Below are 16,504 nucleotides of genomic sequence, written 5' to 3' on the forward strand. Positions count from 1 at the left end.
ATGGCTGACATTTATATACTTTCACCAGATGACAAATTATTGACAGTGCTGTCCAGCCACGGACGAGAAACCTGTACGTTCTGGGATGCTAAATACAAAGAAGAGCTCAACAAGGGCTCTTCTTTTTCTTTTGTAGCCGATGCCTCCCACCCTGACGCGCGCTTCCTATTCGAAGAGAATCAAGTGGTGTTCCGGGATAAGGACGGTGTACTGCGTCTGTTTGTCATCAAGGAATTGGATGATGCAGACGAAGATGGAGAGGTTAATACCCAGGTTACCTGTGAGGCTGCCATAATGGAGCTTGCGGAAACCTTTGTGAAAGATTTCCGTCCTACCAATAAAACTGCACAGTTTGTACTGGACAACGTTCTTTCTCGGTCAAGATGGGTGGCGGAAGTAACAGCCGAGCTTGGAGTGAATTCGACTACCTTCTATAAGAAAAAAGCGCTGGATTGTATCGCTGACGTGATCAATATTTGGGGCGGAGAACTTCAGGATACTATAGAATTTGACGGAAATCAGGTCGTCAAACGAATCATAAAAATACTTCCCCGTCGCGGTAAAGACGGCGGGAAGCGCTTTGAGAGTGATAAGGATACAACAAATATCCGGCGGACCGTTATCAGTTACCCGGTGACAGCCCTTTGGGGTTACGGGGCATCCATAGCATCTACGGATGAGGAAGGAGAGGAAACGGGCGGTTATTCCCGTTTTATTGATTTCTCTGAAGTAGAATGGAAAAAATCAAAAGGCGACCCGGTTGATAAGCCTTTAGGACAGGAATGGGTTGGCGATCCGGATTTATTAGAACGATTGGGGCGTCTTAAAGATGGGAAGTTGATCCATCGAGAAGGCGAGTTCAATAATGAAGATATAACGGATCCGGAAGAGCTCTTAAAGGCCACATATAATCATTTGATTACGACTGCATGCAAGACAGAAATCAATTATGAGCTGTCCGTGCAACTGCTTGAGAGCGTGCCGGGACACGAACACGAACATGTGGAATTGGGAGATACAACGATCGCAATTGATCGAAACTTCGCTATTCCAATCGAGACATCGCAACGCGTTATTTCAATGGAATACGATATTACCGACCCTGAAAATACTTGCGTCGTTGAGATCGGCCAGTTTTTATCAGCATTACAAAAGGACGGCCGGATTGATCAAATTGAAAGCGTAATTGAAAAAAACCGCGGCACTTGGGAAAGTAAACCGGATGCCGGAGAGGTTACGGATGGCAGTTTCCCTGATAAAGCCCCACCTGTTCCATCGAATGTAGTGGTCAAGCCAATGTTTCAGAATGTGACCCTGACATGGGACTATGATCCGTCCAGTTATATTGCAGCCTATGAGGTGTATGCTTCACAAGTCAATGGATTCACCCCATTAAAAGAGAATCGTATTTTCAGAGGCAAAACAGGCGGATACGAGCATTTTACAGGAGTAAATGAAGTTTGGTATTATCGCTTGCGCTCAATTAACACACGGGGCACAGCAAGCGAATTCACGGATCAGTTTTCCGCGACCACTCAGCGCATTCTGACTGATGACATTGTTTTCGGAGCGATCACAAAAGAAAAACTGGCCGAGCTAGCCGTTGACGCTGATAAGCTTTCCAGAAACTTTGATGATGCCAATATTTTGCCGGGCTCATTGATAGATAGCAGCTGGTGGTATGCCTATTCAGGCTCAAAGTACACAATAGACAAAAAAGAATTCAATGAAATGACAATCTCTCAGGATGGGACCAAGGCTTTTGGTGTAAGTCAACTTTCTGTGAAACAGACGATGTCGCTTATAAAAGATCAAGTATATACCCTGTCTTTTGAAGTAAAACGAAATAATACAACAGATATATCTTGGAATCATCTAAAAAAAGGCAGCACTTTTATTTCCTTGGATTCAAGCGGGCTCACTGACATAAGCAATTACCCGGCTGATGAATTCGTGAGAGTGAATATACAATTCACGGCACCGGAAACCAGTAATAATTACACAATTGGTTTGGGCGGTCGTGGTTCAGATGATAACAGTAATTGCAGTTATATCGTAAGAAAAGTTCAAGTCAGAAAAGGATCGGTAATTAAAGAATATGGCTACAGTCCCTATGACGTAGCCTTGGTTGACGGGGTTATCACGAATAACTATCTTGCAAACCTTGCGGTCGGTTCCGCCAATATTCAATCAGCCGCGATAACATCAGCGAAAATCGCAGACGCGGCGGTTGGATCTGCTGCTATTGCGAACGCCGCAATTAAAAAGGCGCATCTCGGAACGGCGATAATTGACACCGCACATATTATTGACGGAGCAATTACAAACGCAAAAATCGCCAATCTGTCTGCTGATAAAATAACCGCCGGCACGATCAAGGGGATCACGATAGAAGGTTCTTTGATAAAAGGGGCCCGGTTTGAGCCGATTTCAAATTCGGATTCACTGACTGCCTATATTGAAGCAGGCACAATATATCAAAGAAAAAGAGCAAATGAAGGGTTAAAATATGATGTTTTAGAATTGACAGCTTCGTCATTCTCACAAAGAAGGCAGGCTGAAGATACAAGCGGGAATGTTAAATATGACATAAACCGCGTGTTAATTGAGAATGGCACAATTACGATAGACGGAGGCAAAACATTTCCGGAAGAAACTTATACTTCGGCCCTGAAAATCTATTCACAAAATCAAAATGATACGCATGATTCAGCTGGCACATATTTTGATTTTTCACTGAACAATGAGGTTGTTATGCAGTTGAAAAATACTGTCAATTACATCGGCGGAGATGGAGATAGATATGAAGCGGTTTTGGAGCACAAAAAATCAAGATTTGTGATAAGAAATAAAGACAGTGGGTGGGAATATTTGCAGGTTATGAGCCCTTTCGCAAGTAAAGGAGGCTCTTTTGGTCCAGTTAGATATCGAATTAATGAAAGCGGCGATGTAATGTTGCGGGGCTTTTTGAGGAAAATGGGTGCTGGGGAACTGCGTGATTATGTAATTTGCAGTCTGCCTGAAGAAGTTGCACCGGAGTATCAGCAGATCTTTCCTGCTTACGTTTGGAACGGAACCGGAAAGGAACGTTTTACTGTGTATCCGAGCGGCGATATAAAGCTATTTTATGGACCGACTGACGGGCGAGAATATGAAGTGTCAATTAGCAACATTCATTTTAGACCAAAAGATAAATAGGTGGGATTGCCATGAAAACTTTTTTAGGAGTTGATAAAGAAGGTTTTGTAAACGGCGTGTTTTATCAGAATTCTGAAGATCGTGAGCCACCTGAAGGTTTTTATGAAGCTCCGGCCGAACAGTTTTTTATGGTTAAAAGAGATTTTGAAAATAACTGCTGGACTGAGGGCTTATCAACGGAAGATATTGAACGTATTAAAGAAGAAAGCGAAGGTTCTCAAACTGATGAAGAGGAAAATTTGAAAGCCAGAACTCTTGATCTTCAGCGTGTTTGCAATCTCTTAATGAATCAATCATAAGAAGCGGAGGAAATTTCATTGGAGAATCGAAGCGTTCTCTTCGGTTTTTTTGAAGACTGCTGGAAAAATGGAACTGTTTTGACCGTTGAAATGAGAAAAGCCGTTGAGAAAGGCCGCATCACTCAAGCGGAATATGATGAAATTACAGCAAAAGAGCGCGGTAATGCGTATCCAGATCAAGAATAGGGAGGGGAACAGGATGCAAGAAATGACAAAAGAGCAGCTTCAGGAACAGCTACAGATTGAAATCTATAACTCCATTTCACTCCAGGAAGAATTGAATCAAAAGAATAAGGAGCGCGCCGAATACAAGGCTTTATATACATTTGCAGAAAAGAAGCGCAAGGAACTTCAAGAACAATTAAATGCTGCACTGTCAGCGAATGAAGGCCATAGTGAACCAGCACCTGTAACTGAATAGGTGTTTTTATTTTGCCTCGAAGGAGGTGATCAAAATGGAGGGAATACATGTGTGGATGAATTTTGAAAGCTTACAGATCGCAAGAACATATCTTTTCGGGGAGGTGAAGTACCTTGACTTGCTTCTAATCCTCAGCATCTTGGATGTCATCACCGGCATTATCAAAGCGTGGAAAATGAAGCAGCTCCGGAGCCGCAGCGCGTGGTTTGGATATGTAAGGAAGATGCTCAGTTTTATGGTGGTCATCGTCGCAAACATTATTGATACGATAACAAATTTGAACGGTGTTCTGACCTTTGGGACCGTTCTTTTTTATATCGCAAATGAGGGCCTGTCTATCACGGAAAACTTGGCACAGATCGGCGTTAAAATCCCGGCCGTCATCACTGACCGGCTTCACGTAATTGAAAGCGACAACGATCAGACAAAAGAAAAAGACGATCAGGCAGCTGGTTAATCCGGCTGCTTTTTTTGAATCCAAAAACAGAATAGGAGAGATTTTATGTCAGTATACAGAAACCAATATATTGATATTAACAAATGGACGCGGCCGGGAATCAAAAACAACGGCGTGAAGAAACTGGTGGTGCATTACACGGCAAACCCCGGTGCGCCTGCTGCCAACCATTATAGATACTTTGGTCAAACGCTCCCCGTCCAGAACAGAAATCTGTCTGAGAAGAAACAGACATTTGCATCTGCGCATATCTTTGTCGATCGTACAGAGGCTATTTGTATCATTCCGTTGAATGAGGTGGCTTATCATGCTAATGATGTCCAACAGATTGTTAACGGGCAGCCTTACCGGGGTGTCGCGGCGCTGAAACCGAATGCAAATTTCTTATCTATCGGCGTGGAGCTTTGCATTGAAAAGAACAGCACTTTCCATCCTGATACCATTGCCCGCGCAGAACAAGTTTGTGCTGAGCTATGCAAGAAGTTTAAACTTGATCCGATCAATGACATCGTGCGGCACTATGACATTACACACAAAATCTGTCCGGCCCCATGGGTAAGCAACTCTAAAGGGTTTGCCAATTTTAAGACCCGTGTCGAAAAGCGAATGGATGGTGTGGTTGTAACGGCGCCTGAATCAAATTCGGATGTTACCCATACAGACACAGGAAGGTTCATCAAAAACACGGTGGTTTCAAGCGATGGCCTTGTTCTACGTACACAACGGAGCGCCTCTTCTTCCATGGTGCTTAACCTGCCGAATGGCACGGTTGTAAAATATCAGATTGGATCAACTGTCAACGGATGGGGATATGTTGAATACACCAATTCAAAAGGCCAGACATTCCACGGGTATGTGAATGTCTCCTATATCAAAAGCGATAACGAGCTGAAAAGCGGCGGCAAGAAGAAAGCAACATCGTCAAAGCCTAAATCCACTCAAAAATCAAAATTCAGCCTGCCAGCGGGTATTTTTAAAGTCAAAAGCCCGTTGACCCGAGGGGAGGCCGTAAAACAGATTCAAACGGCGCTGGCGGCTCTTCATTACTACCCGGATAAGAGCGCAAAAAACTTTGGGATCGACGGAGCATATGGCGCGAAAACAGCAAATGCGGTCAAACGATTCCAGTCCATGTATGGCCTGTCTGCTGACGGCACCTATGGTCCGAAAACGAAAGCGAAGATCGAAGCGCTTTTGAAATAATGAAAAAGCCCCTCTGATCATGAGGGGCTTTTCTTAATTGCTGCGCGAACCAATAACGGCCCTTCCCGCCAATTCAATTAATACGTAAACCACGAAGAAAATGACGAGCCAGCTAAAAAAGTCAGCCCACACATTTTTTAAGTTCAATACTCCGACATTGTCTAATCCCGTTTGTATAAACATAGAAATCACAGTTGCAATCAATACATAAAGAAACCACAGTTTCATTTAATCACTCCCAGATGTCATCCTATGAATTTGCAAACATATTTCGTGACACTGTTATAGTTTTTCCATCTCTTACAGAATTCATATCCGCCCATATCCAATAACTTTTTAGCCGCCCACCCAAGACCGGCCATTGCCAATACTCTTGCGGCCCATGCAATAATCGGCAAAATTTGCGGTTGGTTCTTCCCATCCTTTACTGCAGCCATTTGCTGATCATGAATGTCTTTCGCTTGAGCTGGCGAAAGGGATTCAAGGTAATTCTTCATTTGGACAGCGTCACTTAAAGTAACCCCCGCCGCCATAGCTTTATCAACATCAAATGAATATTTGTTATTCTCGGTGTCATAGTTTGATGCTTCATAAAGGGCGATAGCAAGACGTTCAGCTTCTCTTTTGTCTTGGTACTTATCCTGCTGTGCAGCTTGAGCCGGCGGCGTTCCGAAAACAGAGGCAAACCCCAAAGCCAAAACTAATGCAAAGACAATAGACAACCTTTTTTTGAAGCTCCCTAATACATTATTCATTCGGTTTCTCCCTTCATGGAATCATACTTATAACAATTTGAGCGTAACATGCTAAATTTTATATTTCCATAAAATTACCAAAAACAGTTAAGAAGTTGTATGGAAGGCTTTTGAAAGGAGAGTCTTTAGTTTCAGGGATGCCAATAGGATTGTTATATCTGTCACAGAAAGCGGAAATGAAACACATAAAAAGCCCAGTGTAATCAGTAGGGCTTTTTTTGAGCGCTGCGAAAAGGGTAAGCCCTTAAAAAGAATTGAAAGCTGGCCGGAAGAGGTACTGTCCCTATGATGAATGAAGACCTTCTGTAAATCGGAAGGGATTTTTTGTGTAAAATTGTAATACTAATGCTACCTATAAGTGACAGGTCTAATATTGCTTGGTGATACTATATATTGATCAAAGGTGCTAAAAACAGGGCGTGAGTCTATATATTGTGTTTTGGGGCATGTTATTAAAGAATTGAAACACAATATATAGACATTGCTTTTATAAAAACACAAGATATGGGATTATACAATATTAGTTGAAATAAATCAACCAAAAGTATTGCTAATCAAGAACAAATAATCTAAAATTAGCTTAGAGAAAGTTATGTAACAAGTTGAAAAACTGTAATAATGTGTAAACTTATTGATTGGAAATCCTTGATATTGGGTAAAATAATTGTAATCTTAGTTATAGTTAAGGGGGTTGTGAAAATGTTTTGGGAGGAATTACGTTTATCAAGAGAACGCTGCGGATTGTCATTGGGAGAATTATCTGCTGTATCCAGTGTATCTGAAGAAACTATTGCATGTTTAGAAGCTGAAACTGAAGAAGTAGATGAACAGCAATTAGAACAACTGGCTAAGTCTCTAAATGTGTCCCCAGGATATTTATTAGGAATTGAACCAGCCCCTAGCGTTAATCAAAGTACTGAAGCAAGATTTAGAATTCAAGGTAAACAACCTGCCGAATTAAATAAGGCAATCGAATTTGGACAGGATTTAATTGGCAAAATTGAAGAACTTAAGCATTTAAGTCTAGTTGATTAATGTTGGTGGGGTAAAATGAAAATTCATTCTCCGATATATAAAGACAATAAATATTATCAAATTGCAAAAGATAGATCTGTTGTAACAAGAAAAAAATTTGGTATTGAGGATGGGCCTATTACAGGTCCTATTTTTCAATTTTTAGAAAAAATGGGTTGCTTTGTGGTAACGTTTGATTTGGGTCGTACAGCTGCAACAGGCATGTATCTAAGAAAAAAAGGAGAAAATGATGTTAAACTGGTATTAATTCATAAAAATAGAGTTAAAGGTCAGCAAAATTTCACAGCTGCACATGAGCTGTCCCATGTCCTCTTTGATAAAGACGAGTTAATAGACATCTGCTATCCTGACAATATAACAAAAAGGGATGAAAAAGAAATTTTAGCTGATCATTTTGCTGCACATTTTTTAATGCCAGAAGAAAGTATAATTGTCGATTGTCAAAGTTTGGATAATATAACTAAGCTAGACATTATAAAACTATGCGTTAAATATAAAGTTTCTTTTCAATCAATGGCACTAAGATTATACATATTAGGATTAATACCGAAGGAAGAATATGAGCATTATCAAAATCAAAGCAAAAAAGGTAAACTGAAACTCAGAGCAGTTTGCGAGGAACATGGTTTAGATAATTCAACCTTTTGTGTTCCAGAAGAAGCGTATATTTCAGAAGAGTTCTTTAATCTATTATATAAGTCATATCATAAAGCAAACATTAGTAGATCAGTTCTGATAAAACATTATTTAAAGCCATTAGAAGAATCATTAAAATTAGATGTTGAAAAGTATATTAAAATTGCAGATGAAAACTACCCTGATGAACTGGGGTGGGATGAAATATGATAAACCGTTTTTTGACTGATAAAGTTGTAATAGACAATACTGTTCTCTCTAATTTTTCAAAAACAGGCTCTTTTTATTTGATAAAAGAAACCTTAAAGGGAATACCTATTATAATGCTGTCTGTTCAAAGAGAAGCCTACGAAGATCCTATTGTTAAAGAAGATGTTATGAAGGCTATAGATGAAGGATGGCTTAAAATTGAAAAAATAAAAGGCCGAAACATGCTTAGGGATTATTATATGCTATCAAAATCTTATCCTGGAACGCTAGGATATAAAGCAAAATTAGGTGATGGTGAGGCGGCCTCCTTAGTGTATGCTTCATATGAGAATTGCGCTCTTTTAACAGACGACAACGGTCCTAGAAAGAGAGCGAAGGAATATAATGTGAAAGCAGTCGGAGGCACATTAGCTATTTTATATTTTGCTCATTCTGAAAAAAAAATAATCAATGTAGATGAGTGTAATCAGTTGTTTACAGAAATGCGTAATCTAGGTAGTTATTTCCCTAAGAAGTATCAATCTTATGCGATGGCATTACCAGATTTACAGAGTAAGTTTCCAATAACTGAAAATGCAATAGAACTTGAATAAAAAGCCCGCCTGTCGGTGAGCTTTTTTTAATTACCTCAATTTATTATCCACTTTTTCTGTAGTTTATCCCACTTCAATTCACCTTTTATCAATAAGCTTTTCACAGTAGCACGGATCGTCTGCTCATCTTTCCCGGTTTTCCTTTTCAATTGTTCCATGGAGGGATTTTTCCCGAAGCGGGTCATGTTAAAAATAATCCGATACACTTTCCGTTCAAAATCGGTCATTTTGATTTCATCTCCTTGAATAAATTATATGCGAACGAATGTTCTTTTATCAATGGAGAAAATATTGACAAGGCTGTGAATTCAATCTCTGGTTTTAAGTGGAAAATTGTTGGCGAGTTGTTGTCCAAACTTGCCAACAATCATTATTTTTAATCAGAAAAGATCAGATCTTAAATTTGCAATCCCTTGATAGATAAGTATTTGTCAGGAATAAAAATAACAGCTCAGAAGGTAATCACTACCTTGACAGGGTAGAGGTCGCTGGTTCGAGCCCAGTCGGAATCATAGCCGAAACCCTTGCGTAGCAAGGGTTTTTTACTTTTTATTGAAACGGCTCTAGAGGCTTACATGATTCCAGTAAGAAGGGCAAGGAAATGGCATTGATAGCTATTATGCACTGAAAACCGAAAATTCGTCAGACCGTTCCTTATGAGTTCTCCAGATAGTAACTGCGGATCGAAAACAAAGTGAAACTTGAAGCGGTATTAAGGTAATAAAAAGGTCCCTTGAATTTCAAGGGACCTAAAGTTTTAATCATCACTCTTATACCTTTGGGGGATCTTGTCTCTCCAGTCGAGTATAAGTTTTTTGAATTTTTCTGTCTCCATGGAGCTTCTATCGTTTTCATTTTCTGTATAAAGGTGTTCTATGACTGTTTGATCTTCTTTTATATATGCAATGGTTGTATTTAGTTGAATCTCATATTCTTCAGAAGAACCATCCAATACGTCTTGAATCATTTTCAAGTATTCATCAGCTTCATCTACCGAAACAATGTCTTCAATGAAATCAGAAAAGTATTCTAACTCTGTGGGGAGAACTACTCGTAAGTATCCTAAATGGTCTCTTTTACATTCAAATGAATATTCCATAATAAATTCAATCATTCCCTTGGTTTTTTATATAAAGGATATGCAGTAGCTATTGAGCCATCTTTATTAATATACATCTCTACATCAATCCCTGATGATGTTTTGCCGATATACTTATTATCTCGTACTTGTTTTTTGTTTTTGTAAGCTTCTGAAATTGTATTGTAAACTTTTATTCTATCCCATTCTTTTGGAAAGAAAGTTGACCTTGCTACTTTTTTTATTCCTTTTACTTCTACTTTAGCTCTATATACCCCATTTATATCAGGTACTTCTTCTGTTCCAGGTATTATATTGCCACCCATCATACTCTCATGATGATAACCTACAGCTTTATTTTTCCTATTAACTTCACCATGATATACGTGCTTTATCGTTTTCTTATTAATACCATTTGAATTGACAGATTGCCTGAGCACACTCTCTTTTTGATCTTCAATAACACTTTTCAACAAAGGCGTATTCTTCACATTGTGAGTATTTTCAATATCCTGTGCTATTCCGGCAAGCGCGGGTTCGTACTTGTTTTTCGAAACGGAATTGATATAGCCTTTTCCTTTTTCAATCCCGGTTTTTACATGTTTTGCAGCCGCTTTTTCTCCGGCTTCCAAGACGTTATCCACTTTAGAGGCGCCTGTTTTAGCGAGCTTGCTTGTTACTTTTACAGCTGAGCCGGAACCTTTTAGTCCGACGATGCTCCCGATGGCGTAGGTGATGTAATGTGATCTTGAATACGCATCCCCGTTAACCATTTTATCATTCCATGAATCCGCCAGGTTTGTCCATATGATTTTTGCGTAAGAGGGCGTGTTCAGTACAGCCGATATGGTTTTAGCGACTTTTTGTTCATCAGAGAGATGATAAAAATCCCATGCGCCGACAGCCAGATCTTTGACGCCGGTTACGGTGTCTTTTCCGACATCATAAAGGCCGACGCCTATTCCTTTGACGATGTCCCAAGCCGTTTCGCCGACTTCTTCGAGTTGTTTTGCTTGTTCAAGCTGCATCACATATTCCACCTGAGCGGGTTCAAGGTTTTCATAGCCGATCTTCTTCGCGATTTCCAAATACTCATCCGGATCGGTGACACCATCAGCCAGCTTTTTCTTCAGATCCTTGATTTCCCGCTCTTTCGCCTCTTCCTTTTTAATCGTCAAATAAGCATCCGAATGTCTTGCGATATCACCTTTTTTCTTATGGATGTCGCTTTCTCGGTACGCTTTGGCGTTGTAGTGAAGCGGCGTGGCGCTTTTTCCTTTGCCTGTGGCGTTTTGGAGCTGCTGGAAGTCAGCTTGAATGAACTGTTCGTTCACTTCGGTTTCTGCGTATTCTTTCGTTAGATCGTGATCAAGTTTGCCGAGTTTATGTATCGTTTCGCTTCTTTTTTTGTCAGCTGAAGAAAGCTTCTGATCTGTGCTTTCCGTTGAAAACAATTCGAGGGAGATGATGTCTTCGATCTCTCCGAGGATGGAGCGCATGTCCTTTTTCTGCTCTTCCATAATCGCCTTTGATTTACTGAGGGCATGGGTGAGCTCGTGTTCCAGAAATGATTCTTCTACATGCGAATTGGAAAGTCCGGCATCTTCGACCTTACCGGGAAGGCTTGTGAGAAATGCGATTTTCATATCGATCAGATCAAGCCAGCTGTCTGTGACGCCGGCGTGGTCCTTGAAAAAAGCTTTAATGTTATTTGCTCCCCGGCCTGAGAAATCATTGTCACCAAGATCAGCCATGCCTTGAAACGCTTTTTTCAGGTTGGCCATCTGACCGCGCAGTTTTTTATATTCACCCGCGCGCTGTTTGGCAGCGGCCAGCAGGCTGTTTGCTTCGAAAACTTTCATGACCATATCCTTTCATTCGAAATATTTCAACAAGATTTTACCATGGAGGAATGAGGAATAAGGTCAATGTACTATCTAAAATGGAAAAATGAATCATATGACCTAATTCTTTGTCCTTATAATTATGTGATTAAGCATTTGAGAAGAGAGTTTATGGATGAGCAACCGGAGTGCAGGGAATTACTCGGCAGCGTTTTGAATTAAGTGAATTGGAAAGAGTAAGCGGGTTAAAATGGTTGGAACAGTCACATTAAAGGTAAGATTAATTTGATAAGGAGAAATAATTATGAAACAATTTCGATTTAAAGGTACAGTATTATTAGATAATGAATTGTAGTGGGTAAAAGATGAAAATGGTGTAATTCAGGATAAAGGTGTGTTATTAACCGGAATTGATATGTTAACGGAAAATAATGTATAATGTACCGGGCGGCTTTGAACTCATTGAAGGTGATGAACATGAAGAAATGGAAATTTTTCATAAGATACATCCTCACTGGAGAGACTTAATTCAATGAAAATTAACATAAGTCTATTTATCCTGTTCTTTTTTAGGAGGAAGGTATTTCAATTTTAACAATAATTGAAATCGTGTTAGTGGCAACTGTATTAGGGTTATTTGCATGGACTTTTAAAAAAGAGAAAAATACTGATGAAGATGTATTAAATTATGCTAGATATATGATTTATTTGCTTGTAGCTGAAGTTGCATTGTATGTCGTATTTCAAATTATTTAAGTTTACTTCAGGCAAAGAGAGATGTGAACCATGATACATGTCTTAACTCATATCTTAAAAAATGACAGACTGGATGAATACCCATTATTTAAAAAGTTTTGCTCTCTCAAAGAAAAAGGGTTACGTAAAGAATCCTTTAAAGCATTATCTTCGTTTATCGATGAACCCAAGACGTTGAACGCCTTGTGGTATTCATTTCATCACATATCCGAAGATTTATACTTAGGCGATATGAAAGAAGATCAAGCACTTCTTACCAAGTCCCGGCAGCTGACAACAAGATAGAATGTCAACAAACAAGAAAAAGCAATAACGAACAGCTTAACTATTATCAAAATTTGTTGAATGTTTTGCCTGGAGGACCTTTATCAGCAGCGATTTAAGTATGTTGAATGGAAGCTGCTTGTTTAAATTTGTTAGTACATAAATTGTGAAATTTACTTATATCAACACGGCATGATAAAGAAAAGGGTTGTTTATGTTGAACTGGAAAAGAAACGAAAAATTTATGTTTGCAGGAACTTTAATTGCAATTTTTTTGATTTTAATATTTAGCGTAATATTTATTAAAGGAGCGAGCCATACTCCCGGTAAGGATGATGTTGCTGTTTTTGGGAAATTTGCAATCAGCAGACCGCCGGTCAACTATAATCTATATCATAAAGACAATTCCAAGACGGTTTTAGAAAACGTTACGGGTTACTATGAATCATCTGACTCTCAAGTTTATGTGCAAAATAATTCTGATTTTGTTGTGATTAATAAAGGAACATCATATGAGAAAAAATCGCTGAAAAGAGCTTCGGAAAATGATAGGAAAATGTTAAGCAGAATAAAAAAATTTGAGAAAGACTAAAGAATTTATTAATCAGGAAAAAACATAAAATGTTAAAATTCCTTACAGTTATGAAATAATCATTTTATTTAGACGTATTGAAATTTTTTCTTAGAGGAGAAAGTTTATGGATTTACTTAATTGGACTTACATTATATCTACAATTATAGGAGCCGCTGGGTTCATAAGTTTATTGTGGTTCTCTTATCTTAATAACAAAAGTGAAAAATAAAGCGGAGCATTAAAGGATAAAAAATCAGCATTAAGCAAGTTCTTTATGTTTCTTCACCATCGCTCTGAAGGACTTAATTTAAACCATCTAACTCCTTGTTTAATTCTTTTCCTTTTTAAGGGAAAATCATCACCTCATCAATCCATTTTTGCATCTCTTCGTTTATTTCAGTTGTTACCTTATCCATGCTTAAAATATTTCAATCTAGAAAAAGTATATCTGCAGACGGTATTGGCATGCAGACATTTGTCGTTCAATAAAGAAATATCGGCCGCATAGACCCCCTCACCATAACTGTGAGGGGGTCTATTTTTATTTATCTTATTAATTTGGGAAATTAACAATCCATATTCAAAAAGATCAATTGTTTTTAGATTCACCGTTCTTATTGCTCCTGAATTGTCGACTAAATCACTTTGTTTAAGTTGGATTGGTTGTTAGAACATCATGTGATGCACCTCCTTTAAAAAGCATACACACATATTAGAGGGCTGAAAATTACCCATATGAATTGGGATACGGCCTTTTCGCATGGAGCCAACATGCGGCAATTGGTCAACAGCTTTAGAAACTTCATCATAACAGGGAAATCCGGCGAGCATTGGGAATATAAAGAAATATAGGCTTACAGCTATGCAGGATGTATGAATATCCGTCAGACGGCGAAGGAAAGGCAATCTCCATGGAAACTTCCCATTCATCCGCTGTTATGTCAGAGGGGCGAAAAGACATGTTTTGAGGAGGAAGCGGAATGATTAAATTTACACGGCCATCGCCTATGAAGAAAACATGCACGATGCACCCGGAAAAGAAATCTGTCAGAGCGGTTTCGTTTACTGATTTTAACGGTAATTCTGTAACAGTAACACTTTGTGAAAAGTGTCTGGCTGATTTAAAAAAGAAAGCCGCAACTGAATACAGGAGCGTGATCGAGGAGCGGGCCAAACAGAATCGTTTCAAGATTGGTGATCATGTGTATTTAAAGCATTTGGGAGTAGTCGGCGAGGTGAAAAACATGGAAGGCGTTCAAGCGGCAAACAGGACAGACACAGACGGAATCCGGATGGCCACCCCTAAGGAAATCGCAGAATACAAAAAGCAGGAGAAGCAATAACAAGGAAATTCTATCAGCGGTATTACTAACGGGAGCGGCAGCCGTTGCGCCGTCTGCTTCCGCAGCTTGGTCCGGCTGGCAAAATGCATCCGGGTAGAGCGGCCGTGTCCGCGACTTATACAAGAAGCACAGCAGGGCAGCTATAAAACGGCAACACCTCTGAAATTATTCAACGTGAAAACAATCCGGAATAAGACCGGAAAGGGAACTCTTGACTCCGGCAAGCGGAACTACATCGGATCATTTGAATCAGCTACATGTCACATCAAATAAGGGGGATTCGATGTGGAGTTAGGATTCTGGTTTTATTTTCATTAGAGGGCGGCGCATTTTATCGGGCTCAGTAAATGAGTGAGGGCCTTGACCGCCTTCGTCGAGGCAGTAAACATTTCTGTTCGATTGATTGACTCTCGTTGTTTACAGTTAGCACCTTTCAGCTGATTTCCTAACTGTCACGGAAAACATTTCAAAGGAAAATTATTGACTGTTTTCCTGTTTGTGATGTTTATTAGAAGGAGTATACAAAATCATTATAATGAGGAGGTCTGGATGTGAAAAATAAAGCGAGAATACAAGTTGGAATATGCATTGGGCTTTTATGTTTAAGCTTTACCGGTTTCAGCCCTTTATTCGGCTCAACGCATGCTGAAGCGAAATCCATAGAAGACACAAAAATGACAAGCTGTACAACGAACAAAAAATTTGTTCAGCTTGAGAAAAAATTTGATGCCAGGCTCGGGGTTTATGCGATTGATACGGGGTCAAACAAGACAATCACCTACCGGCCGAATGAACGGTTTGCTTACGCATCAACCTATAAAGTTCTGGCCGCGGCTGCTGTTCTGAAGACAAGCTCAAATGAAAAACTTAATGACATCATCCGCTACACCAAAGATGATCTTGTTACATATTCTCCAATCACAGAAAAACATCTGGATACAGGCATGAGCCTGAAAGAAATCTCCGAAGCCGCTGTCCGTTACAGCGATAATACCGCCGGGAACCTATTGCTCCAGCAGCTTGGCAGTCCTAAAGGTTTCGAAAAATCACTGAAACAGATCGGGGATCATGTAACGAAAGCTGATCGATTCGAGACGGATTTAAACTCGGCGATTCCCGGGGATCGTCGTGACACAAGCACCGCAAAAGCACTGGCAACTGACCTTAAGACTTTCGCTTTGGGTAATACTCTCACGGCTGACAAGCGCACGATTTTAACAGATTGGATGCGGGGCAACGTTACCGGCGACGAACTGATTCGGGCAGGCGCTCCTGCAGGATGGGAAGTCGGCGATAAATCCGGAGCCGGAAGCTACGGCACACGAAACGACATTGCGATCGTTTGGCCGCCTGACAGAGCTCCAATTGTTTTGGCAATCCTGTCAAACCGGTTTACGGAAGATGCCAATTATAATAATGCTCTTATCTCGGAGGCTGCAAAAGCCGCCCTTGATGGCCTTAAATAACCATTGCCGTTCATTTTTTATGGACGGTTTTTTATATGTTGAGAACGCGGTATTTTTTTCGATAAATGTGATAATGAAAGCCATAAAATGATGGGAAGAGGGGGAATTGCGATGCATTACATAACGGCATGCTTAAACATCATCAGCGACAGAGACCTTAATGAAATACACGCTTTGGGAGATTTGGGAAAACGAAGAAGCTGTTAAAGTCCATTTCGCGAAAAAGCATACAAAAGACGTTCAAAAACAAAAATTAACGGAAGTAGAATGGTTAATGAAAAGCAATGTGAGTGAGTAAAAGGCTTTGTCTGTTGTTGGCCGGCTCTTCCAGCAACAATCATCAGTTTCATTCACTAAAACCCTTGCTGCGCA

General features: G+C 39.8%; 17 protein-coding genes and 3 pseudogenes. 15 read left to right on the top strand and 5 right to left on the bottom strand.

The window, feature by feature from the left end; all coding sequences use genetic code 11:
• Genes ABDB98_RS06140 through ABDB98_RS06165 form a run of 6 tightly spaced genes read left to right on the top strand, consistent with a single transcriptional unit; the run spans window position 1 to window position 5,578 of the window.
• On the top strand, window positions 1–3,198 hold the full coding sequence (locus ABDB98_RS06140; protein WP_438421646.1) for a phage tail spike protein: 3,198 nt from the start codon (window positions 1–3) through the stop codon (window positions 3,196–3,198).
• An 11-nt stretch (window positions 3,199–3,209) separates the two neighbouring features.
• Window positions 3,210–3,497 (top strand): hypothetical protein, encoded by a 288-nt coding sequence (locus ABDB98_RS06145; RefSeq protein WP_007408580.1) that lies wholly within the window; start codon window positions 3,210–3,212, stop codon window positions 3,495–3,497.
• 18 nt (window positions 3,498–3,515) lie between these two features.
• Window positions 3,516–3,683, top strand: coding sequence for an XkdX family protein (locus tag ABDB98_RS06150; protein WP_014471524.1), 168 nt, complete (start codon window positions 3,516–3,518; stop codon window positions 3,681–3,683).
• Between the two features lie 13 nt (window positions 3,684–3,696).
• Complete coding sequence (locus ABDB98_RS06155; RefSeq protein ID WP_063095599.1) at window positions 3,697–3,918, top strand: hypothetical protein; 222 nt, start codon at window positions 3,697–3,699, stop codon at window positions 3,916–3,918.
• Window positions 3,919–3,952: 34 nt separating this feature from the next.
• Window positions 3,953–4,375 carry a phage holin family protein gene (locus ABDB98_RS06160; protein WP_003155834.1) on the top strand — a complete coding sequence of 141 codons (423 nt, stop codon included), beginning with the start codon at window positions 3,953–3,955 and terminating at the stop codon, window positions 4,373–4,375.
• A 45-nt stretch (window positions 4,376–4,420) separates the two neighbouring features.
• Window positions 4,421–5,578: an N-acetylmuramoyl-L-alanine amidase gene (locus tag ABDB98_RS06165; RefSeq protein ID WP_438421647.1), complete on the top strand. Its 1,158-nt coding sequence runs from the start codon at window positions 4,421–4,423 to the stop codon at window positions 5,576–5,578.
• Between the two features lie 33 nt (window positions 5,579–5,611).
• Here ABDB98_RS06165 and ABDB98_RS06170 read toward each other — a convergent pair whose 3' ends face one another.
• Together ABDB98_RS06170 and ABDB98_RS06175 are read right to left on the bottom strand one after the other, a co-directional pair.
• A complete protein-coding gene (locus ABDB98_RS06170; RefSeq protein WP_063095592.1) occupies window positions 5,612–5,806 on the bottom strand; it encodes a hypothetical protein in 195 nt (64 codons plus the stop codon).
• Window positions 5,807–5,823: 17 nt separating this feature from the next.
• Entirely contained in the window at window positions 5,824–6,333 is a 510-nt protein-coding gene (locus tag ABDB98_RS06175; RefSeq protein WP_438421648.1) for a hypothetical protein, read from the bottom strand.
• 699 nt (window positions 6,334–7,032) lie between these two features.
• Here ABDB98_RS06175 and ABDB98_RS06180 point away from each other — a divergent pair.
• The 3 genes from ABDB98_RS06180 to ABDB98_RS06190 are packed head-to-tail and all read left to right on the top strand — an operon-like array spanning window position 7,033 to window position 8,807.
• A complete protein-coding gene (locus ABDB98_RS06180) occupies window positions 7,033–7,368 on the top strand; it encodes a helix-turn-helix domain-containing protein (RefSeq protein WP_438421649.1) in 336 nt (111 codons plus the stop codon).
• 15 nt (window positions 7,369–7,383) lie between these two features.
• Entirely contained in the window at window positions 7,384–8,214 is an 831-nt protein-coding gene (locus tag ABDB98_RS06185) for an ImmA/IrrE family metallo-endopeptidase (protein WP_438421650.1), read from the top strand.
• Complete coding sequence (locus ABDB98_RS06190; protein WP_438421651.1) at window positions 8,211–8,807, top strand: hypothetical protein; 597 nt, start codon at window positions 8,211–8,213, stop codon at window positions 8,805–8,807. The genes ABDB98_RS06185 and ABDB98_RS06190 overlap by 4 nt, the downstream gene beginning before the upstream one ends.
• 35 nt (window positions 8,808–8,842) lie before the next feature.
• Here the strand turns inward: ABDB98_RS06190 and ABDB98_RS06195 are convergent, their stop codons facing one another.
• The 3 genes from ABDB98_RS06195 to ABDB98_RS06205 form a co-directional block, all read right to left on the bottom strand.
• On the bottom strand, window positions 8,843–9,034 hold the full coding sequence (locus ABDB98_RS06195) for a hypothetical protein (RefSeq protein WP_438421652.1): 192 nt from the start codon (window positions 9,032–9,034) through the stop codon (window positions 8,843–8,845).
• A gap of 530 nt (window positions 9,035–9,564) precedes the next feature.
• On the bottom strand, window positions 9,565–9,921 hold the full coding sequence (locus ABDB98_RS06200) for a tRNA-Val4 (RefSeq protein ID WP_438421653.1): 357 nt from the start codon (window positions 9,919–9,921) through the stop codon (window positions 9,565–9,567).
• The gene (locus ABDB98_RS06205; RefSeq protein ID WP_438421654.1) at window positions 9,918–11,747 is read right to left on the bottom strand and encodes a T7SS effector LXG polymorphic toxin; all 1,830 of its coding nucleotides are present in this window, start codon (window positions 11,745–11,747) and stop codon (window positions 9,918–9,920) included. Before ABDB98_RS06205 ends, ABDB98_RS06200 begins: the two co-directional genes overlap by 4 nt.
• A gap of 1,216 nt (window positions 11,748–12,963) precedes the next feature.
• Between ABDB98_RS06205 and ABDB98_RS06210 the strand changes: the two genes are divergently transcribed.
• From ABDB98_RS06210 to ABDB98_RS06235, 6 genes and pseudogenes are all read left to right on the top strand, one after another.
• Window positions 12,964–13,341, top strand: a complete 378-nt coding sequence (locus ABDB98_RS06210) for a hypothetical protein (protein ID WP_438421655.1) — start codon at window positions 12,964–12,966, stop codon at window positions 13,339–13,341.
• 710 nt (window positions 13,342–14,051) lie between these two features.
• A pseudogene (locus ABDB98_RS06215) lies at window positions 14,052–14,172 on the top strand (hypothetical protein); the annotation flags it as partial.
• A gap of 131 nt (window positions 14,173–14,303) precedes the next feature.
• Window positions 14,304–14,666 carry a hypothetical protein gene (locus tag ABDB98_RS06220; RefSeq protein WP_069013278.1) on the top strand — a complete coding sequence of 121 codons (363 nt, stop codon included), beginning with the start codon at window positions 14,304–14,306 and terminating at the stop codon, window positions 14,664–14,666.
• Between the two features lie 7 nt (window positions 14,667–14,673).
• A pseudogene (locus ABDB98_RS06225) lies at window positions 14,674–14,939 on the top strand (hypothetical protein).
• 272 nt (window positions 14,940–15,211) lie between these two features.
• Window positions 15,212–16,132 (top strand): class A beta-lactamase, encoded by a 921-nt coding sequence (gene bla / locus ABDB98_RS06230; RefSeq protein ID WP_438422119.1) that lies wholly within the window; start codon window positions 15,212–15,214, stop codon window positions 16,130–16,132.
• A 111-nt stretch (window positions 16,133–16,243) separates the two neighbouring features.
• Window positions 16,244–16,430: pseudogene (locus tag ABDB98_RS06235) on the top strand (hypothetical protein).
• Window positions 16,431–16,504: the final 74 nt, after the last annotated feature.

This window comes from Bacillus siamensis (assembly GCF_051628075.1).
Lineage (GTDB): Bacteria > Bacillota > Bacilli > Bacillales > Bacillaceae > Bacillus > Bacillus siamensis.